Source organism: Sodalis sp. RH19 (assembly GCF_047324215.1).
Classification (GTDB): domain Bacteria; phylum Pseudomonadota; class Gammaproteobacteria; order Enterobacterales; family Enterobacteriaceae; genus Acerihabitans.
This window is the reverse complement of sequence record NZ_CP178734.1, coordinates 2,515,664-2,536,702: the sequence shown is the minus strand read 5'-3', so window position 1 is coordinate 2,536,702 and position 21,039 is coordinate 2,515,664. Positions and strand designations below refer to the sequence as shown.

Sequence of the window (21,039 nt, the reverse complement as noted above, 5' to 3'; positions counted from 1 at the left end):
CCCGGCGCGGGCCGTCGGGGTTAAAGCGCCAGGTGGCGCCGCATGATCTGGTCATCGCAGAGCTGGGCTTTATCCAGCGTGTCGACCACCCGGCCTTTATCCATCACGCAACAGCGCCGGGCCGCCCGCTGGATCATGGCGATATCCTGTTCCACCAGGATCACCGCCACCCGCAGCTCCTGCGCGATGCGCAGCAGCGTGTCGGCGATGATATGGACAATCGAGGGCTGTACGCCCTCGGAAGGCTCGTCGAGCAGCAGCACTTTCGGCGCGCCGACCAGGGCGCGCGCAATCGCCAACTGCTGCTGCTCGCCGCCGCTCATGGTGCCCGCTTTCTGCCGCAGCCGCTGGCGCAGGATCGGAAAGTAATCCAGCACCTGCTCCAGCAGGCCATCGGCCAGCTCGCGGTGCTCGCGCACGAACTGCATGCCGACGCGCAGATTTTCCGCCACCGTCAGGCCGGCGAAAACCTCGCGCCCCTGCGGCACATAGCCGATGCCCAGCCTGGCCCGACGCTGGGGGGCGGCGGCGGTGATATCCGTTTCCCCCAGGAATATGCTGCCCTGGCTGAGCGGCATCAGCCCTATCAGCGCGCGCATCAGCGTCGTTTTACCCACGCCATTGCGCCCGATAATGCCCAGCACCTCCGCCGGGTAAAGCGATAAACTCGCACCGTTCAACACCAGGCTGCCGCCGTAGCCGCCGCTGACCTGGTTGACTTGCAAAAGGACGTCATTCATCCGGCTTTCCCCAAATAGATATCCGCGACATCGTCGCGCGCCAGCACCGCCGCGGCGTCGCCGTCGGCGAACACCCTGCCGCCGTGCAGCACGGTCACCCGCGAGGCAATCTGGCGCACAAAGGTCATATCATGTTCCACCACCATCAGCGTCAGCCCGTCCCGCTGCATCTGCTTGATCAGTTCGCCGGTAAGATAGGTCTCCTCGATCGAGAGACCGGCCACCGGTTCATCCAGCATCAGCAGGCGCGGTTGCAGCGACACCGCCATGGCGATTTCCAGCCACTGCTTTTTGCCGTGGGAAAGATTACCCGCCGTCTGGCGGACTTCGGCGGTCAGCTTGAACCGCTCCAGCAGTTCGTCAACGCCGGCGGCATTCGGGCGCGCCTCCGGGCGCAGATGGCTTAGCGACAATTGCAGATGCTGCGCCACGGTAAGGTCGGCGAAGATGCCGGGAATCTGGAACTTAATACTCATTCCCATGCGTATGCGCTGGAAGGGGGCCAGCTTATCCAGGCGCCGCCGGAGAAAATGAATCTCGCCGTCGCTTGGGGCGTGCTCGCCGGTCAGCAGTTTAAAAAAGGTGCTTTTACCGGCGCCGTTCGGCCCGATAACACAGCGCACCTCGCCCTGGCGGATTTGCATATCCACGCCGTCGATGACCCGGATGCCGCCGAAGCGTTTGCTTAATCCCCGGCTTTCCAGGATGGGTTCCCGATCCGTTTGGTCCGCCCTATCAAGACTCATCATGCGTCTCCTTATCTCTGCCGGCGGCGCGCGTGATTTTCCCGCCCAGCCAGGGCAGCAGGCCGTTTGGCGCCGCCAGGACCACAAACAGCAGAATGGCGCCCAGCAAAATCATCGCGTATTCGCTGCCGTAGATGGCCAGCCATTGGGACAGCCATACCAACAGGGCGGTTATCACCACGGTGCCGAAAATATTCCTGCGCCCGGCGGTCGCCACCCAGATAACCGGCATGGCGGCCGCGGTCAGACCCATCGAAGAGGGGGTGATATACGACCCCCACAAGGTATAAAGCGCGCCGGACAGCCCCGACAACACGCCGCCCAGCACAAACACCAGCAGCTGATAGCGGCGGATGTCTATCCCCAGCATTTCCGCCCGCCGCGGATTCTCGCGGATCGACGCCAGCGTCAGGCCGAAGTTTGAGCGCAGCAGCCCGCGCACCGCGGCATACACCGCGGCCAGCAACAGGACCACCAGATAATAAAAGGCATTGTCCTCCAGCGGGAACGACGCGCCGTCAAACCACGGCAGCGCCAGCGGCGGCATGCCGGACATGCCGTTGAAGCCGTTGAGCCGCGCGGTGCCGATAGCCCATTGCGGCCCCGCGGTCTGCGACATAAAGGTTTCCATGACCAGCGTAAACGACAGGGTGACGATGCCGATAAAAATGCCGGTCACGCCGCCGTAAAACATCAGGTAGCCCAGCGCCGCCGCGACGGCGGCGGCCACCGCCAGCGCCACCGCCAGCCCCGCCCAGGTGGAGAGGGCGCCGTCGCCGAAATTTAGCGTCATGACGCCGTAGGTATAGCCGGCCAGTCCGAAGAACGCCGTCTGGCCGAAGGAGAGGATGCCCGCGTGGCCCCACATGGCGGCAAGGCCAATGGCGCAGAATGTCCACAGCAGGAAATAGGAAAAGTCACCGACGGTGGCGCCGTCGACCACCAGCGGCAGCGCTAATGCCGCCGCCAGCACCAGCAGGGCCAGGGGTCCGCGCCGGCCGGAAGCCGGTTTTGTCGCGCCGTCGGCCGCGGGGGAGCGGGATAATAAGGTCAAGGTCAGCTCCTATCGGTTGCGGGTAAACAGGCTGCCGACGCCGTTCGGCAGCAGGCGGATAACCAGTACGGCGGTAACCAGCAGGCCGATTTGCCCGGCGAGCTGCCCGTACCATGAATTCAGGCCGGTTTGAATGGCCCCCAGCGCCACCGCTGCAGGAATGGTGCCAACCAGCACATTGGCCCCGCCCACCACCACCGACACGAACGCCTGCACGATAAAACTGCTGCCCATGGTCGGGACGGCGGTCAGCGTCGGCGCGTAAATCGCCCCGGCCAGGCCGGCCAGGCCCGCGCCCAGGGCAAAGGTCAGCGTATAGATGCGGTCGGTTTCCAGTCCCAGGCAGGAGGCCATGCGGGCATTCTGGATCGTGGCCCGGGCGCAGACGCCGTAATTGGTATGGAAGAACAGGGCATAAAGCAACAGCAGCACCGCGATGGCGATCAGCGGCAAAATGGCGCGGTAGGTGGCAAAGGAATAGTCGCCGAGCGTAAAGGAGCCGAGCGGGGTGGACAGCCCCTCGAGGGACGGGCCGGCGATCAGCAGCATGGCCTGCTGCACGATCAGGCTGATGGCCCAGGTCGCCACCACCGAATCATGCAGCCGGCCATAAAGATGGCGCACCACCAGGCGCTCTATCACGCCGCCGGCAAACGCGGCCGCCAGCGTGCCGAGCAGCATCGATACCGGCAGGGGCAGGCCGGCCTTGGTCATCAAGATGGTGACATAGGCCCCGCACATGATGAACTCGCCATGCGCGAGGTTAATCACTCCCATCATGCCGAAAATCACCGCCAGCCCCAGCGCCGCCAGCACCAGATAAGCAAAGTTATCGCCGAACTGATAAATCATTGAATAGATAAACGAGAGCGTGAACATCCGCTGGCCATCCTCATCAATAGGAATAACGTCGGGGAAGGCCGCGTCCCGCGGCGATTTCCCCGTTACAGTCCCGCGTTACGCCTTGGGCGGATTGGACGGGGTGTACTGGCTGGCGTCGGGTTTCACCGGCAGGTTGCAGCCCGCGTCCCCCAGCCAGTAAGGCTTGATATCGTTCCATACCTTCGGGATTTCGATGGAGTGATCGGCCTTCACATGCGCCAGGTAGATGGTATGGCTCAGATGGTGGCTCTTTGGATCGATGCAGACTTTGCCGGAAGGACCGTCGGTACAAATATCGCCGCTTTCCAGCGCCTTGCGCACCGCCGTCATATCGGTGCCGCCGGCTTTTTCCACCGCGGCCTTGTAGAGGTAAACGGCATCGTAAGCGTTGGCGGCCTCCTGATTGATATAAGGCTCGTTCGGGTATTTGGCGTGGAAGCGTTTTTTGAAATCGTTACTGGCGGGGCTGTCGACTTCCTCGATATAGTTGGCGGTGACATACATATCCTTCAGCGCCGGCGCTTTAAACCTCTTGTGTTCGTAAGCCTGGCCGACGTTCACCGAGCTGCCCATCGGCAGGTTGAGTTTGGCCGCCGCCGCCTGCTCGTAATAGGAGGATTGGTTGGCGCCGACCAGCAGCGTCATCACAAAGTCCGGCTTGGCTTTCTGGATGTTCTGGATGGTCTGGCCGAACTGCGATACGCTCAGCGGAATAAACTCTTCGCCCACCATGGTGCCGCCGTTTTCCTTAACGATTTTGCGCACCCATTCGGCGGAGATCTGCCCGAAATTATAGTCCGCCGCGATGGTGTACACTTTTTTGCCGTACTTCTCCATCATCCAGGGGATCAGGGTCGAGAACTGCTGTTCAGGCACCGCGCCGGTGACGAAGACGTTGCTGTCGCATACGCCGCCCTCGTACTGGTTGTTGTACCAGTAGAGCTGTTTTTCGCGGTCCATGATCGGCCTGATGGCTTCACGCGAGGCGCTGGAGAACGCGCCGAAAATCACATCCACCTTGTCGTTTTTAATCAGGCGGCGCGCCATTTGCTGAAAGCGCGTATTGTCCGATTGGGTGTCATATTTCACCAGTTCAACCGGGCGTCCCATGATACCGCCCTTGGCGTTGATTTCTTCCACCGCCAGCTCCGTGGCGTGGATCTTAGGAATAACGGGCAGGGCGAAGTTGCCCGACGCGTCTTCCAGCAAGCCGATTTTAATCGCTTTTTCCGCGGCGCCCGCCACACCCGGGCAGGTTATGGCCAATGCGGCCGCCAAGGCGAGTGAAAGCGTAGCGTAGTGACATTTCATTCTGGACATAGTTACCCCGGGCGTTGAAGGTCTGAAAAAAAAGCAAAAAAAAACCCAGCAACGTCACATGACATTGCAGGGCTCTATTGCCATAACCACAAGCCGACATCGTTGGCGTTCTTGCGGATAAGTCAGGCTCACTATAAGAAGGAAAATATGGCGTTGTCAACGCCGTTTTTTCAATAAAAAACAAGGGGTAAAATTATCTCTCCCTGCACCGCGACAGGGATGGCGCTGCACGGAAACCGCGCATTTTTCTCCCTATGTCCCGGCGCGCCTAACCTACTGGCGCCACAGGTAAAACCCGCCGCCGCCGCCAGGACGGCGCGCCGCGGTCGCCGCGGGCGCGGGCGGGGATGTTAATACCTTGCACCGTTATGGCGATTTTTGCTCCCGGACGCCGGCCCGCCGCCGGCTTAAGCCGGCCACAGGCGGCAAGCATTAACATTTCCTCAACATCTTTACATAGCTTGACACTAAGGCAAAATGGTAAAGTCGCTCTATACTTTTGACCTATAAACTTTTCTTACCGAATCACGCCATTGAACACGAAAACATCCGCGCTGCTCCTGACACCATTGTTTCTGTTACCGCCGGCGGCGGTATGTTTTGCGCAAGCCGCCGGCACCGGGACACCGGCTGGCGCCCCGAACGGCGGCGCGACCGCCGATCCGCCGTCCTCGACGCTGATGGTGGTGAAACCGCGCAGCGGCCTTTCCGAGCTGTATACCCCGGCGGCGGTCAGCGTCGTCGACGGCCAGGATTTGCGCAACGGCAGCCCTCAGGTAAACCTGTCGGAAGGACTGGGCAGCGTGCCCGGCCTGCAAATCCAAAACCGGCAAAACTATGCGCAGGATCTGCAGCTGTCGGTGCGCGGCTTCGGCAGCCGTTCGATGTACGGCGTGCGCGGGGTGCGGATTTATGTGGACGGCATTCCGGCCACCATGCCGGACGGGCAGGGACAGACCTCGAATATCGATCTTAACTCGGTGGATAAGGTGGAGGTGCTGCGCGGCCCGTATTCGGCGCTGTATGGCAACGCATCCGGCGGCGTGGTGAATATCGATACCCAGACCGGCGCCCAGCCGGCGACGCTTGAGGCCGGCACCTACTACGGCAGCTACGGCACCTGGCGCAACAGCGTCAAGGCCACCGGCGCCACCGGCGACGGCACCCAGGCCGGGGACGTGAACTACGCGGTATCCGCCTCGCGCTTTACCACCCACGGCTTTCGCGATCACAGCGCCACGCAGAAAAATCTGGGCAACGCCAAGGTGGGCGTGCGCCTGGATGACGTCAGCACGCTGACGCTGATGTTTAACAGCGTGTCCGTGGACGCCGGCGATCCGGGCGGCCTGACGGCGGACGAATGGCATGACAACCCGCGCCAGTCGCCGCGCGCGGACCAGTACAACACCCGCAAGACCCTGGACCAGACCCAGGCGGGGCTGCGCTATCAGCGCGAGATGGGCGCCAATGACCAATTGACCATGCTGGCGTACCATGGCGAGCGCCATACCACCCAGTACCAGTCCATTCCCCTGTCGGCGCAGCTCAACCCCAACCATGCCGGCGGCGTTATCGTGCTGGAGCGTAAATACCAGGGCATAGATACGCGCTGGCGCCACCAGGATAACCTGGGGCCGGTACCGGTCACGCTTACCGGCGGGCTGGATTATGAAACCATGACCGAGCGGCGCCAGGGGTTCGAAAACTATCTTGCCCGGGACGACGGCATCACCTACGGGGAAAAGGGCGCCCTGCGGCGCAACGAGAAAAACCGTATGTGGAATCTCGATCCCTACCTGCAAACCACCTGGAACCTGACCCCGCGCTGGACGCTGGATGCCGGGCTGCGCTACAGCACGGTCAGCTTTGATTCCCGCGATTACTACATCACCGGCGCCAACGGCGACGACAGCGGCAGCGCCCGCTATCATCGCCTGCTGCCGATGGGCTCGCTGAATTATGCCGTCAACCCCGCCTGGAACCTGTATTTCTCTGCCGGGCGCGGTTTTGAAACGCCCACCATTAATGAACTCTCCTACCGCCCCGACGGCCAGCCGGGCCTGAACACCGCGCTAAAGCCCGCCACCAGCGATACGTTTGAACTGGGCAGTAAGACGCGTATCGGCTACGGCTTGCTGACCGCCGCCGTGTTCCAGACCAATACCGACCACGAACTGGTGGTCGCCGAGAGCACCGGCGGGCGCACCAGCTACGCCAATGCCGGCAAAACCCGCCGCCGCGGCCTGGAGCTGGCGCTGGATCAGCAGTTTGCGCTGGACTGGCGGCTGAAAATGGCATGGACGCTGCTGGACGCCACCTACCGCAACGCCACCTGCGCGTCCGACGGTCTGCACGCCGGATGAACGGGTGCCGGCGGGCAATCGCCTGCCGGGCATCGCCCGCAATATGGGTTATGCCACGCTGGAATGGCGGCCCGAGGCGGGGTGGCATGCGGGGGCCGAGGTGCGTTATATGAGCGCTATCCAGGCCGATGACCAGAACAGCGCCCAGGCGCCGTCCTATACGGTCGCCAGCCTGAATACCGGCTACCGGGTGAACTGGCGTAAATGGTCGCTGGATGTGTTTGGCCGGGTGGATAACCTGTTCGATCGCCGCTACGTCGGCTCGGTGATCGTCAATGAAGGCAACGGGCGCTATTTCGAGCCGGCCGAGGGCCGCAACTGGGGCGGCGGCGCGACCCTAAGCTACGTTTTTGAATAATCATGGCATAACAAGAGCTATTTGACCTATCTAGCTTAATCTTTACATCATCGACATGACATTTTGGTAAGGTGCATCCTATGCAAAAACAGACAGTGTTATCACGGACACTCGTCATACTGACGGCATTATTCGCCGCGCTGAGCGGCCTCTACCTGCTGATCGGCGGCGTTTGGCTGGCCACGCTTCACGGCTCGCCGTATTACATCATCGCCGGCCTGGCGATGCTGCTTACCGCCTGGCTGCTGTACCGGCGCCGCCCCGCGGCGCTGTTGCTGTACGCCATTTTCCTGCTCGGCACCACGGTTTGGGCGCTCTGGGAGGTCGGCACCGATTTCTGGGCGCTGACGCCGCGCCTGGACGTGACGTTCTTTTTCGGCCTGTGGATCGCGCTGCCCTTTATCTACCGCCGCCTGGCGGCCAGGGACGCGCTGGCGCGCGGCTCCCTGCTGGCCTCGCTGCTGATTACCGTGCTGGTGCTGGTCTACGCGGTCTTTAACGACCCGCAGGAAATCAACGGTACCCTGAGCGCCGACCAGACGGCGTCCTCCGCCCAAAGCGCCAACGGTATCGCCAACGGCGACTGGCCCGCCTATGGCCGCACCCAGGAAGGGACGCGCTATTCGCCGCTCAACCAGATCAATGATAAAAACGTCGGCCAGCTGAAGGAGGCCTGGACGTTTCGCACCGGGGATATGAAAACCGCCGCCGATCCGGCGGAGCTGACCGATGAAGTGACGCCGATTAAAATCGGCGATCTGCTTTACCTGTGTACGCCGCACCAGAAGCTGTTTGCCCTGGACGCCGCCACCGGCAAAGAGAGATGGCGCTTCGACCCGCAGCTGAAAACCGATCCGTCGTTCCAGCATGTCACCTGCCGCGGCGTGTCCTACCATGAAACGCCGGATGCGGCGCAGGCCAACGCCGCGGGCCAGCCGCCGGCGCTTTGCGCCCGCCGCATCTTGCTGCCGGTCAACGACGGCCATCTGTATGCGCTGGATGCCCAGAGCGGCAAACTCTGTCCGGATTTCGCCGACAACGGCAAGCTGAACCTGCAAAACAATATGCCGTTTCCCAAAGCCGGCGGCTACGAGCCTACCTCGCCGCCGATCGTCACCGGTAATGTGATCGTGATTGCCGGCGCGGTGACCGATAACTATTCCACCCGCGAGCCGTCAGGGGTGATCCGCGGTTTTGACGTTAACAGCGGCAAGCTGCTGTGGGCGTTTGATCCCGGCAGCAAGGACCCCAACATCATTCCGGAAGGCGCGCAGCTCTATACCCCGAACTCGCCCAATTCCTGGGCCCCGGCCGCCTATGACGCCAAGCTGGATTTAGTCTATCTGCCGATTGGCGTCGCCACGCCCGATATCTGGGGCGGCAACCGTACGCCGGAAATGGAGCGGTTTGCCAGCGGCCTGCTGGCGCTGAACGCCACCACCGGCAAACTGGCCTGGTTCTACCAGACCGTGCATCACGATCTGTGGGATATGGACGTGCCGGCGCAGCCGACCCTGGCGGATATCACCGATGAAGGCGGCAATAAGATACCGGTAATTTATGTGCCGGCGAAAACCGGCAATATTTTTGTGCTGGATCGCCGTACCGGCAAAACGGTGGTGCCGGCGCCGGAAACCCCGGTGCCGCAGGGCCCGGCCAAAGGCGATCGCCTGTCGCCCACCCAGCCGTTCTCGGAATTGACCTACCGTCCCAAGCAAAACCTGAGCGGCAAGGATATGTGGGGCGCCACTATCTACGATCAGCTGATCTGCCGCGTGATGTTTCACCAGCTGCGCTATGAGGGGCCGTTTACGCCGCCTTCCGAGCAAGGCACCCTGGTGTTCCCCGGCAACCTCGGCATGTTTGAATGGGGCGGTATTTCGGTTGATACCGACCGTCAGATTGCCGTCGCCAACCCGATGGCGCTGCCCTTCGTCTCGAAGCTTATCCCGCGCGGTCCGGGCAATCCGATGGAGCCGGATGAGGCCAAGGGGGGGACGGGTTCCGAGGTCGGCATCCAGCCGCAATACGGCGTTCCTTACGGCGTGACGCTGAACCCCTTCCTCTCGCCGCTGGGTTTCCCCTGCAAACAGCCGGCGTGGGGATATATCTCGGCCCTGGACCTGAAGACCAATGAGGTTGTCTGGAAAAAACGCATCGGCACCGTACGCGACAGCTCGCCGCTGCCGCTGCCGTTCAAAATGGGCATGCCGATGCTGGGCGGCCCTATTTCCACCGCCGGCAATGTCGCCTTTATCGCCGCCACGGCGGATAACTACCTGCGCGCGTTTAACGTGGCCAATGGCCAGGCGCTATGGGAAGCGCGCCTGCCGGCGGGCGGCCAGGCCACGCCGATGACCTATGAGGTCAACGGCAGGCAGTACGTGGTGATAGCCGCCGGCGGCCACGGTTCATTCGGCACCAAGCTTGGCGATTATCTTATCGCCTATGCCTTGCCGGACGCGAAATAATATCCTCCGGGGGCCGGCTATTATATTAATAGCCGGCCCCCGCGCCGCAATGGCCCGTCATCGCTAAATAATGGTGGACCCCTGAGTATATTCTTAATAAACCCCGCCGCCGCTTTCATTATTTCCCGCCAGCGCAAGGCTATTATTTATTGACGCAATGTTATTGATTTGTAATAATAAATATTAAAAACATTATTTAATGCCGCGTTAAGGATAAATAAGCCCATCGGCTGAAATAATAATAAAGTTTTTGCACCTCGGGCCGATTGAGCTGAAGCCCCCGCGTCTATTTATCCGCCTATTAATGAGGTGCAGATGAGAATTAACAATCCCGTTACTCTCAGTGAGTATAAGATTGACAGTGAAACAACATTACAATCCGCAACCGATCTCCAGGGTACTATTTTTTATGCCAATGCGGCGTTTGTCAGCGCGTCTGGATACCACTATCAGGATCTAGTTAATCAGCCTCATAATATTGTCCGCCACCCCGATATGCCGCCTGCGGCGTTTGCCGATATGTGGCATACGCTGCGGGCGGGGCATTCCTGGTCGGCGCTGGTCAAAAACCGCCGTAAGAACGGCGACTTTTATTGGGTACGCGCCAATGCGACGCCGACGGGCCATAACGGCCAGACCACGGGGTATCTCTCGGTGCGCATCGCCCCGACCGCCGAGGAGGTCAGACAGGCGTCGGCCTTATATCAGGATATGAATTCCGGCAGGGCCGGTCGCCGCCGCCTGGCGCTGTACCGGGGACTGCTGGTGCGCACCGGTTGGCTCGCGCCGCTGTCGCTGCTGCAAAAAATGCCCTTGCGCTGGCGTTTGCGCCTTGCGCTGTTGATGGCCGCCGCGCTGCCCGCGGTGGGCGCCGGCGTGTTCGCGCTCGGACCGGCGGCGCTTGGCGCCGTCACCCTGGGCGGATTGGCGGTGACCTCCGGCTGGCTGCACCGGCAGGTGGGAAAACCTATTGCCGTCATCCTGGCGCAGGCGCAAAGACTGTCGTCCTGCCAGAGAGGGGAATATGTCTATTTCAACCGGGTTGATGAAATCGGCTACCTGCTGCGCAGCGTTAACCAGATGGGCCTGAACCTGCGCTCCCTGACGGACGACGTCAGCGGCCAGATCAAGGATATCAGCAACGCCAGCGGTGAAATCGCCGCGGGGAACCGCCAGCTGAAAGTGCGTACGGAGCAGGCGGGCGATAATCTGCAGCAGATTATCAGCGCCACCGAGCAGCTGATGGCGAGCGTCGGCAACAGCGCCGACAGCGTTAATGAAACCCGGTCGCTGGCGGCAATGAGCAGCAGCGCCGCCGAAGAGGGCCGGGAAAGGATGACCGAGGTCATCAGTACCATGGGCGCCATCAGCGATTCCAGCCGCCGCATCGTGGATATTATCGCCGTTATCGAAGGGATTGCGTTCCAGACCAATATCCTGGCGCTTAACGCCGCGGTGGAAGCGGCCCGCGCCGGCGAGCAGGGCCGCGGGTTTGCGGTGGTGGCCGGAGAGGTCCGCCTGCTGGCGCAGCGATCGTCCTTGGCGGCCAGGGAAATCAAGGATCTGATTGAAACCAGCGTGGAGCGGATAACGGACGGGAGCAAACTAGTGCAAAACGCCGGCGACACCATGGATAATATCGTCCAGCAGGCGGGCCAGGTGGCGAGCCTTATCGGCGAGATCAGCACCTCCTCGCAAGAACAGACCATGGCCCTGACCCTGATAAGCCAGTCCATCGGCCAATTGGACCAGACCACGCAGCAAAACGCGGCCATGGTGGAGCAATATGCCCAATCCGCTGAAGAATTGTCCCATAGCACGGTACGCCTGGCGGCGGCGGTAAACGTCTATCGCCCCCATCAGGAACCGCGCGCGGCGTCGCCTTCCCTTGCGCGCGGCGGGTCCTGACGCCGCCGTTTTCCGCGCCGGCGCGGCGGCGGCCGGGCCACCGGCGCTGTTGCTAACCGCTTGATTAATTCGCCGCCGCCAGCGATATTGTTAGCGGTGGCGGCGGGTCTTCCTGCCGCCGCCACGTTTGGCGTTGCCGCTTTCGGTAGCGTCGCTATTGCGCCGGGCAAATTTATAACGCTGTTTTAGCAAACAATCGCTTATTAAACTCCCCGCATTAACCGGCCCGGCCGGGGGCATGTCCTTCGGCCGGATCAGTCTGTTCATTACCGGATAACAGGATTGGCCATGCATTCTTCCGCTTCCGCCAGCTCGGACTCGCTGCTGCGGCATCCGTCTTTTGTCGCATTCTGGCTGGCCCGCACCGGCTCCGCCTTCGGTTTCCAGATGCTGTCCATCGTGGTGAGCTGGCAAATCTATACCATGACCGGACGTGCGTTTGACCTCGGCCTGATTGGCCTGGCGCAGTTCCTGCCGTCGGTGCTGCTGGCGCTGCCCGCCGGCCATGCTGCCGACCAGTTCGATCGCCGGCGCATCGTATTATTCGGCCAGATAACCGAATGGCTGGCCATTGCCGCGCTGGCGGCGCTGACCCTGATGCATTATGCCAATGAGCTGGCTATCCTGGGCCTGGTGTTTTTTATCGCCGTGGCCAAAACCATGGAGGCGCCGGCGCTGCAGTCGATGCTGCCGGCGCTGGTGCCGCCGTCGATGCTGGCGCGCGCCATGGCCGCCAATGCCGCCTCCGGCGAGGCCGCGATGATGGTGGGTCCGGCGCTGGGCGGTTTTCTTTATGTCGCCGGGGCCGGTACGGTGTATATCGCCATCGGCGCGCTGTACCTGGTGTCGATCTGGATGGTCGCCCGCCTGCGCTACGAGCAGGCGCCGCCCAAACGCGTACCGGCCAGTTTCGCCACCCTTTTCGCCGGGGTGCGCTTTATCCGCGCCCGCCCCGATGTGCTGGGGGTGATCTCGCTGGACCTGTTCGCCGTGCTGCTGGGCGGCGCCACCGCGCTGCTGCCGATTTTCGCCAAGGATATCCTGCATACCGGCCCCTGGGGCCTGGGGCTGCTGCGCGGCGCGCCGGCGCTGGGCGCGCTGCTGGTCGGTTTCTGGCTGAGCCGCCGGGCGCTTGAGCGGAACGTGGGCATGATCATGTTCCTGTCGGTGGCCGGGTTCGGTATCGCGACCCTGGTGTTTGCGCTGTCCACCGCGCTCTGGCTGTCGCTGCTGGCCTTGTTCGCCCTCGGCGGCTTCGATATGGTGAGCATGGTGATTCGCGGCGCGCTGGTCCAGCTGGATACCCCCGACGCCATGCGCGGCCGGGTCAGCGCGGTCAATTCGATATTTATCAATACCTCCAACCAACTGGGCGAATTCGAGTCCGGCCTGTTGGCGGCATGGCTGGGCGCGGTGCCGGCCGCGGCCCTGGGCGGTATCGGCACCCTGGTGGTGGTGGGACTGTGGATGGCCTGGTTCCCCAATCTGCGCCGGCGCCAGCGGCTGCATAACGAGGAAAGGATGCAGGAAGGGGCCGCCGATACCCTGTAGCGGGCGGGCGGAAAAATAAGTGCGGTGGTCGCCCGGGTTTCTTCCATACTGTCTTTATCCTGTTAATGATGGAGTCCCGGATGCACAACCCGACGCTGATGCAGTTTTTTCATTGGTATTATCCCGCCGGCGGTACCCTGTGGCATGAAGCCGCCGAACGGGCGGGCTGGCTGGCGGACATCGGCATCAGCCTGGTATGGCTGCCCCCGGCCTATAAAGCGGATACCGGCGCGCAGTCCGTCGGTTACGATACCTATGATTTGTTTGATCTGGGCGAGTTCGATCAAAAGGGCGGGCGGGCCACCAAATATGGCGACAAAGCGGCGCTGCTGGCGGCCATCGCGGCGCTGAAATCCCATCATATCGGCGTACTGCTTGACGTGGTGCTGAACCATAAAATGGGCGCCGACGAGCAGGAACGCATTCAGGTCAATCGCGTTGAAATCGAGGACCGGGAAGAAATAGAAGACCAGGCGATAGATGCCACCGCCTGGACCCGTTTCACCTTTCCCGCCCGGCAGGGCCAATATTCTCAGTTCGTTTGGGATCATAAGTGCTTTAGCGGCATCGACCTGATAGAGGATCCCGCGGAAAAAGGCATTTTCAAAATCGTCAATGACTATACCCGCGACGGCTGGAACGAAGAGGTGGACGACGAACTGGGTAATTACGATTATCTGATGGGCGCCAATATCGAATTCCGCAATCCGGCCGTCACGGCCGAACTGGCCCACTGGGGCCGGTGGGTGATGAATGAAACCCATTGCGACGGTTTTCGCCTGGATGCGGTCAAACATATCCCCGCCTGGTTTTACCGCGACTGGATCGACCAAATCCAGGCCGATGCCGCGCAGCCAATGCTGGTTATCGCCGAGTACTGGTCGCATAAAACGGCGATCTTGCTGCAGTATCTGGAGCAGGTGGCGGGGAAAACCATGCTGTTCGATGCGCCGCTGCAAATGAACTTCCATCATGCCTCGACGCAGGGCGCGGAATTTGATTTGCGGCAGGTGTTCAGCGATACCCTGGTGGCCGCCGACCCGGCCCATGCCGTCACCCTGGTGGACAATCACGATACCCAGCCGCTGCAAGCGCTGGAGGCGCCGGTGGCGCCCTGGTTCAAACCGCTGGCCTATGCGCTGATACTGCTGCGCGAGCAGGGCGTGCCGACGGTGTTTTATCCCGATCTGTTCGGCGCGTCCTATGAGGATAAAGACCAGGAGGGCAATGTCCGCGCCATCGAGCTGCCGGCGATCCCGGGGCTGGAGGCGTTAATCCGCGCGCGGCAGTTGTACGCGCACGGCCGGCAGACCGACTATTTCGACGATGCGCACTGCGTGGCCTTTCACCGCCACGGCACCGGCGAGCGGCCGGGCTGCGTGGTGATCATGTCCAACAGCGGCGAGGGCGAAAAACGCCTGCGGCTTGGCGCTGATTTTGCCCATGGGCGCCTGCGGGATTACCTCGGGCAGCATGAGGCGACGGTGACGCTGGATGAGACCGGCGCCGGTATCTTCAGATGCCGCGCCGCCGGCGTCAGCGTTTGGGTTGATGCGGGCTAAGCGGCTATCGGGTCCGCGGAAAACCGCGCTGTCATAGGGCGCATGGCGCCGCATCGTTATCCCATCATCAGCGCCTCCAGCGCGCCGAGATCCCTGGCGTTCCCCAGGTTTTTCAGCCCGTCGAACAGGGCGGCCGCGTGATCCAGGTCCGTGCAGCAGTCGATAAATTTTTGCCTGCGCTCGCCTTCGCTAAAAGGTTCCGCGTTGCTGCCTTTCGCCAGGCGGCGCTCGGCTTCCAGGCGGCGTCCGTCGCGCAGGGTGAGGGTAACGCGGTGCGGCAGCTTGTCGCCGGCTGGGACAGCGGCCTCTTGCTGCGCGCTGTAGGCGCGCATGCTGACGCGGGCCAGGCGCGCCGGATCGCTTTGCCGCGCTACCCGTGCGGGGGTAAAATCCTGTACGCTCAGCGCGCCGTGGCGCAGCCAGGTATCGACGCAATAGTGCATTGAGAAACGCGCCTGCATCTCATTTTCCGGTACGGTATAGGCCAGGTTGCGCCGGTTGGCGATGCCGACCAGCGTTTCTACCGAGACCACGTCGGCGTCGGTAAAATCATGGGCCTCCCGCAGGTCGGACAGCGTATCGACAATCATATGCGTCGAGCCGCAGCAGGGATGGCGCTTGGGCATTACCCCCACGCCGTCAATACTGTGCAGCCGGGTGCCGAGGATGGCCGGGATGTCCCAGCCGGCGGGCGCGGCGCCGCCGAACATTTCACCAAATCCCTGCGGCGCCTCGAGGATATCGATTCTGCCGCGCATGCCCTGTTGCGCCAATACGGCCGCGTCCACCGCGTTGCGGGCCGCCCAGCCCGCATGCAGCGGTTTGATGGGCGTGCCGAACTGGCCTTTGATGCCCGACGCAAAACTGACGGCGTTGCTTAAGGCGCGGGCAATGCCGTCCTGGTCCAGGCCCATCAGCCAGGCGACGCCCGCCGCCGTGCCGATGCAGCCGACCGTCGACGTGCCGTGCCAGCCGGCGGTGTAGTGCGCAGGCCCCACTCCCGCGCCGATAAACGCCTGCGCCTGCAGGCCGATCAGATAGGCGTCGATCAGTTGCCCGCCGCCGGCGTCGAGTTCATCCGCCACCGCCAGCAGCGCCGGCACCAGTACCGCCGAGGCGTGACTCATGCCCGGCCCGAAGTTGTCGTCATAGTCGATGGCGTGTGCCGACGTGCCGTTGATAAACGCGGCAATCGCCGCCGGGGCGCGGCCGCCGCCGATCACGCGCGCCCGGCCGCCGTGGCGCAGGTACATCTCGCCCGCCGCCCGCACGGCGAGCGCGGAAAAATCGCGCCGCCCGGCATAAAGACAGGCCAGCGTGTCGACAATCGCCAGGCGCGCCCGCTCCCGCGCCGTGTCGCTGAACCCGGTCTGGGCGCGGGTCCAGGCGGCAATGGCTTCAATCACGTTCATGTTTGTTCTCCCGAAAGTGCGGCTAGGAACACCAGCACCGCATTGATTAACTGGCCGAATTGGAAACGGTTGACCTCGCGCCCCGCGATGTCGGTATTCACACGGTGGACCACCACGGCGTCCAGGGCGGGCAGTATCAGGCAGTAATGTCCCCCCGCGCCGTAGGCGAAATAGCTGCCGCTTGGGAGTAGGCATCCGGGCAATGCCACGCCGTCACGGGCCAGCCACCACATATAGCCGTAGGCACCGCGATCGCCGGCGTGGGAATAGGGCAGCAGGCTCTGGCGCACCCATTGCGCCGGGATAATCTGTTTGCCCCGCCAGTGGCCCTGTTGCAGAAACAATTGGCCGAAACGGGCCAGATCGCGGGTCGACAGGCGAAACGGATAGGCCGCGTGTCGCGAATGCGCTCCCGGTTCCATCCAGCCGTCCTGCGGCCTGAAGTCGGCCATACCGATCGGTTGGGCTATCTGCTCGAAAAACGCCCGGTGGATATCCATGCCGGCCAGCTGTCGGTAAGCGCTGCCCAGGGCGTTGAAATCCCAATTGTTATAACTCCACCGGCAGCCCGGCGGCTGGCTGTGGCGCGGGGGTTTGATCCGCGTCATCCACGGTGTTTCATAGTTGGCCGGGTGGTAGATACCCGATCGCGCCGTCAGCAGGTCATAAAGCGTGGCGCTGCGCTCAACGTCGCTCAGGGCGTTTATATCGTTGATATCGAGGGCGGCCAGCGTCAGCGATACGTCGAAGCCGCCGCGCGCTACCTGGATGCCGATAAGCGCGCTGAGAAAGCTTTTGCGCATGGAATGGCAAAGAAAGCGCCGCCGCATGTCGCCATATTCCAGCAGGCTAACGCCGCCGCGCAGGATCAGCAGCGCGTCGCTGTCCAGGCTGTCGCAGCGCAGCAGCAGGGCGTCCCTGGCCTGATTTGCGTGAGTCGTCGTCATAATAACCGGCTCCTGGGCGCTAAAGGCTGCTGGCGGCGAGAAACTGCCGGGTGTAGGGCTCGGTCGCCTTGGCGCCCCGGATATCGTCGGCGGTCATCTCCTCGATCAGTTTGCCCTGGTGCATGATGGCCACCCGATCGCATAAATGGGCCACCACCGCCAGATTATGCGTGACCATCAAATAGGTCAGGTTGCGCTCGCGGCGCAGGGTTTTCAGCAGGTTGAGGATTTCCGCCTGCACCGACACATCCAGCGCCGATGTCGGCTCGTCCAGCAATAACACCTGCGGCTCGATAATCAGCGCCCGGGCCAGCGCCACGCGCTGCCGCTGGCCGCCTGAGAGCTGGTGCGGATAGCGATAGCGAAAGGCGTCGCCGAGGCCCAGGGCATGGAGCACGTCGGAGATACGCGCCTCGCGCCGATCCATGCCGTGAATCACCAGCGGCTCCAGCAGGGTGTGATACACCATCTTGCGTGGGTGCAAAGACGCGTAGGGATCCTGGAATACCATCTGGATCCGGCGGTAAAACGCCTTGTCGCGCACCGGATGCTGCTCGCGGTTCTGGTAGAGGATGGCGCCGGTATAATGGGCGTTCTGGCCGGTCAGTGCGCGCAACAGGGTGGATTTGCCGCAGCCGGATTCACCGATCAGGCCGTAGCTTTCGCCGCGCGCGATGCTGAAGGAAACGCCGTCCACCACCTGCTTGCGCAGGCGCCCCTTGCCGAAGGCGATGCCTAAATCGACGGTTTCGATCATCCGCTCGGCGGCAGGCGGCGGGGTATAGTCCTGCGCCTGGGCCGGCGCCGGGCGGGAAGGGTCGTTTATCGCGCAGGTCATCAGCATTGTTCTCCATAGCGATACACCGGGCCGGTCAGCCATGCCGGATCGCGCGCCGGGATCGCCAGCATATCCACCGGATGGCGCAGATCGGGCTGGCTAGCAAGCAGCGCCCGGGTATAGGGGTGCCGGGCGTTATGCAATTGATCGGCGGCGATTTCCTCCAGAATGCGCCCGCCGTACATGACCAGCGCCCGGTCACAGAACTTTTCCACCAGGCCCAGGTCGTGGGTAATAAACAACAGGCCGGTTTTACGCCGCTCCAGCAGGGCGTCAAGCACCCCCAGCACCTGCTGGCGCACGGTGACGTCCAGCGCCGATGTCGGCTCGTCGGCGATGATCAGATCCGGTTCGGGTATCAGCATCATGGCAATCATGATGCGCTGGCCCATGCCGCCGGAAATCTCATGCGGATAAAGCCTGAAAACCCGCTGCGGATCGCGGATGTTCACCGCGTCCAGCATCAGCAGCGTCTTGGCCCGCGCCTCGTGTTCGCCGACGTTAAAGTGGGTACGGTAGGCCTCGTTGATCTGCTGCCCGACGCGCATCAGCGGATTAAGTGAAAATTTAGGATCCTGCATTATCATCGAAATGCGTTTACCGCGGATTTTGCGCATCCCACGCTCGCCGGTAAGCAGGAGGTCGGTATCGCCCAGCCGCATTTTTTCGGCGCTGACGCGGGCGCCCCGCGGCGTGAGTTTCAGCAGTGCGCGCCCGGTCAGCGATTTACCGGAGCCGGATTCACCGACCAGGGCCACTTTTTCGCGGCCGATGGCGAACGAAATATCGCGTACGGCGTGGTGTTCCCGATGAGGGTCTTTAAACACCACGTTGAGGTGGCGCACTTCCAGCAGGGTATCAGTCATGGCGCAGATCCAGAACGTCGCGCAGGCCGTCGCCGAAGAGGTTAAAGGCCAGGCTGGTGAGAAGAATCGACAGGCCGGGAATGGCGGCAATCGTCCAGTTGGTCATCATGAACTGTCGCCCCGAAGACAGCATCGCCCCCCACTCGGGACTGGGCGCCTGCGCGCCTAGCCCCAGAAAACCAAGGCTGGCGGCAGTGAGGATAATCCCCGCCATGTTCAGCGTCAGGCGTACCACTACCGACGGCAGGCACATGGGGATGATATGGCGCAGGATAATGCGCATCTGCGATGCGCCCTGCAGGCGCACGGCGGCGACGTAATCCATTTTGCGGATCGACAGCGCTTCCGCGCGCGCCAGCCGGGCGATGGGCGGCCAGGCGGAGAGCGAAATGGCGATGATGGCGTTTTCGATGCCGGGTCCGAGCGCGGCGACAAACCCCAGCGCCAGGATAAGGCTCGGGAAGGCCAGGAAGATATCCACGATGCGCATCAAGAGGGTATCGGCCCAGCCGCCGAGGGTGCCGGCGATGGTGCCGACCAGCAGGCCTATCGGTCCGACGATCAGCGCCGACAGGAAGGTGATGTACAGCGTAATGCGCGCGCCGTAGATCAGGCGGCTGTAGATATCGCGCCCGAGTTCGTCAGTGCCGAGCCAGTAGCCGGCGCCGGGCGCGGCAAGGCGCAGCTGCAGGTTTTGCGCGTAGATATTATGGGTCGCCAGCCAGGGGGCGAACAGCGCGGCGACGGTAATGATCATCATCACCGCCAGGCCGAACAGCGCCGGGGTATTGCGGCAAAAACGGCGCCATTGATTGAGGCTCTGCTGCATACGCGCCTGCCAGGGCGTCGCGGGGACGGGGGCGTCCAGCCAGGCGCGCAGCGCGCGGCGCGACTGCCGGGTCAGCCGGGGTTTAGCCGAATCGGTCATGATTGCTCCTGACGGGTGCGCGGGTCGAAAATGCGGTAAAGCAGATCGCAAAGCAGGTTAATCCCCACGAAGATACTGCCGATCAACAGTGAACAGCCGACCACCGCGTTCATATCGCCGGCCAGCATGGCGTTGGTCAGATACCGGCCGAAACCGGGCCAGGCGAAGACGGTTTCGGTCAGCACCGCGCCTTCGAGCAAAAAGGCGTAGGAGAGCGCCACCACCGTCACCACCTGCACCGCCACGTTGCGAAACGCATGGACCCATACGCTGCGCGCCCATGACAGCCCCTTGACGCGGGCGGTGATGACATATTCCTGCGACAGTTGTTCAATCATAAAGCTGCGGGTCATGCGGCTGATGTAGGACAGGCCGCTGAGGCCGAGGATCGACGCCGGCAGGATCAGATGACTGAATACGTTGCCCAGCGCCGCCCAGTTGCCGGCAAGCAGGGTGTCCACCAGATAGAGCCCGGTCACGCTCTTCACGTCGAATTCATAGATAAAGTCGATGCGCCCCGGCCCGCCGATCCAGCCGAGCGTGGCGTAGAACAGCACCAGTCCCATCAGCCCCAGCCAGAAATTCGGCGCGGAATGGCCGAGCAGGCCGATAAAACGGATGCAGTGATCAAACCAGGTATTGCGGTACATGGCGCTGAACACGCCGGCCGGAATACCCAGGCAGGTGCCGATGATCGCCCCCAGGCTCGCCAGCTCCAGGGTGGCGGGAAATACCCGGCCGATATCCTCGATGACCGGGCGTCCGGTGGTCAGGGCGTTGCCGAAATCCAGCCTGGCGACGTGTTGCAGATACAGTAAAAATTGCTGCCACAGCGGTTTATCCAGCCCCAGCAGGCGATACATTTTTTGGTAGGCTTCCTGACTGGCGTTATCGCCCAGCACCGCCACCACCGGATCAATGGGCAGCAGACGGCCGATAAAGAAAGTCAGCGCCGCCAGTCCCAACAGCGTGCAAAACACGGAAACCAGCAGCTTGCCCAGCCGCGCGCCGTGCCCGCCCAGCCTGAGCCAGAGCGGGTCGGCCGGGTGTTCGGCCGTGGCGGCCGGATCGATTAGCGACATCGGTGACTCCT

General features: G+C 62.5%; 15 protein-coding genes and 1 pseudogene. 5 read left to right on the top strand and 11 right to left on the bottom strand.

Going from position 1 to position 21,039, the window contains the following annotated elements; all coding sequences use genetic code 11:
* Positions 1-20 precede the first annotated feature (20 nt).
* The 5 genes from ACL2XF_RS11425 to ACL2XF_RS11405 form a co-directional block, all read right to left on the bottom strand.
* Positions 21-740: an ABC transporter ATP-binding protein gene (locus ACL2XF_RS11425; protein WP_410015638.1), complete on the bottom strand. Its 720-nt coding sequence runs from the start codon at positions 738-740 to the stop codon at positions 21-23.
* The gene (locus ACL2XF_RS11420; protein ID WP_410016575.1) at positions 737-1,486 is read right to left on the bottom strand and encodes an ABC transporter ATP-binding protein; all 750 of its coding nucleotides are present in this window, start codon (positions 1,484-1,486) and stop codon (positions 737-739) included. The genes ACL2XF_RS11425 and ACL2XF_RS11420 overlap by 4 nt, the downstream gene beginning before the upstream one ends.
* Complete coding sequence (locus ACL2XF_RS11415; RefSeq protein WP_410016574.1) at positions 1,476-2,471, bottom strand: ABC transporter permease subunit; 996 nt, start codon at positions 2,469-2,471, stop codon at positions 1,476-1,478. The genes ACL2XF_RS11420 and ACL2XF_RS11415 overlap by 11 nt, the downstream gene beginning before the upstream one ends.
* Before the next feature lie 78 nt (positions 2,472-2,549).
* Entirely contained in the window at positions 2,550-3,419 is an 870-nt protein-coding gene (locus ACL2XF_RS11410) for an ABC transporter permease subunit (protein WP_410015637.1), read from the bottom strand.
* A gap of 78 nt (positions 3,420-3,497) precedes the next feature.
* Positions 3,498-4,742, bottom strand: a complete 1,245-nt coding sequence (locus tag ACL2XF_RS11405; protein WP_410015636.1) for an urea ABC transporter substrate-binding protein — start codon at positions 4,740-4,742, stop codon at positions 3,498-3,500.
* 575 nt (positions 4,743-5,317) lie between these two features.
* Here ACL2XF_RS11405 and pqqU point away from each other — a divergent pair.
* The 5 genes and pseudogenes from pqqU to amyA all read left to right on the top strand — a co-directional run bounded on the left by pqqU (position 5,318) and on the right by amyA (position 14,955).
* Positions 5,318-7,463, top strand: a pseudogene (pqqU, locus tag ACL2XF_RS11400) (TonB-dependent receptor PqqU).
* Positions 7,464-7,543: 80 nt separating this feature from the next.
* Positions 7,544-9,934, top strand: coding sequence for a glucose/quinate/shikimate family membrane-bound PQQ-dependent dehydrogenase (locus ACL2XF_RS11395; RefSeq protein ID WP_413728629.1), 2,391 nt, complete (start codon positions 7,544-7,546; stop codon positions 9,932-9,934).
* Positions 9,935-10,249: 315 nt separating this feature from the next.
* Positions 10,250-11,842, top strand: a complete 1,593-nt coding sequence (locus tag ACL2XF_RS11390; protein ID WP_413722500.1) for a methyl-accepting chemotaxis protein — start codon at positions 10,250-10,252, stop codon at positions 11,840-11,842.
* Positions 11,843-12,130: 288 nt separating this feature from the next.
* A complete protein-coding gene (locus ACL2XF_RS11385; protein WP_410015632.1) occupies positions 12,131-13,393 on the top strand; it encodes an MFS transporter in 1,263 nt (420 codons plus the stop codon).
* Between the two features lie 80 nt (positions 13,394-13,473).
* Entirely contained in the window at positions 13,474-14,955 is a 1,482-nt protein-coding gene (gene amyA, locus ACL2XF_RS11380) for an alpha-amylase (RefSeq protein ID WP_410015631.1), read from the top strand.
* 56 nt (positions 14,956-15,011) lie between these two features.
* Here amyA and ACL2XF_RS11375 read toward each other — a convergent pair whose 3' ends face one another.
* From ACL2XF_RS11375 to ACL2XF_RS11350, 6 genes are all read right to left on the bottom strand, one after another.
* Complete coding sequence (locus ACL2XF_RS11375; RefSeq protein WP_413728628.1) at positions 15,012-16,367, bottom strand: MmgE/PrpD family protein; 1,356 nt, start codon at positions 16,365-16,367, stop codon at positions 15,012-15,014.
* The gene (locus tag ACL2XF_RS11370) at positions 16,364-17,314 is read right to left on the bottom strand and encodes a serine hydrolase domain-containing protein (protein ID WP_413728627.1); all 951 of its coding nucleotides are present in this window, start codon (positions 17,312-17,314) and stop codon (positions 16,364-16,366) included. Before ACL2XF_RS11370 ends, ACL2XF_RS11375 begins: the two co-directional genes overlap by 4 nt.
* 19 nt (positions 17,315-17,333) lie before the next feature.
* Positions 17,334-18,071 carry an ABC transporter ATP-binding protein gene (locus ACL2XF_RS11365; RefSeq protein ID WP_410016573.1) on the bottom strand — a complete coding sequence of 246 codons (738 nt, stop codon included), beginning with the start codon at positions 18,069-18,071 and terminating at the stop codon, positions 17,334-17,336.
* A gap of 80 nt (positions 18,072-18,151) precedes the next feature.
* Positions 18,152-19,018, bottom strand: coding sequence for an ABC transporter ATP-binding protein (locus tag ACL2XF_RS11360; protein WP_410015628.1), 867 nt, complete (start codon positions 19,016-19,018; stop codon positions 18,152-18,154).
* The gene (locus ACL2XF_RS11355) at positions 19,011-19,946 is read right to left on the bottom strand and encodes an ABC transporter permease (protein WP_410015627.1); all 936 of its coding nucleotides are present in this window, start codon (positions 19,944-19,946) and stop codon (positions 19,011-19,013) included. The genes ACL2XF_RS11360 and ACL2XF_RS11355 overlap by 8 nt, the downstream gene beginning before the upstream one ends.
* Entirely contained in the window at positions 19,943-21,028 is a 1,086-nt protein-coding gene (locus ACL2XF_RS11350; protein WP_413728626.1) for an ABC transporter permease, read from the bottom strand. Before ACL2XF_RS11350 ends, ACL2XF_RS11355 begins: the two co-directional genes overlap by 4 nt.
* Between the last annotated feature and the right edge of the window lie 11 nt (positions 21,029-21,039).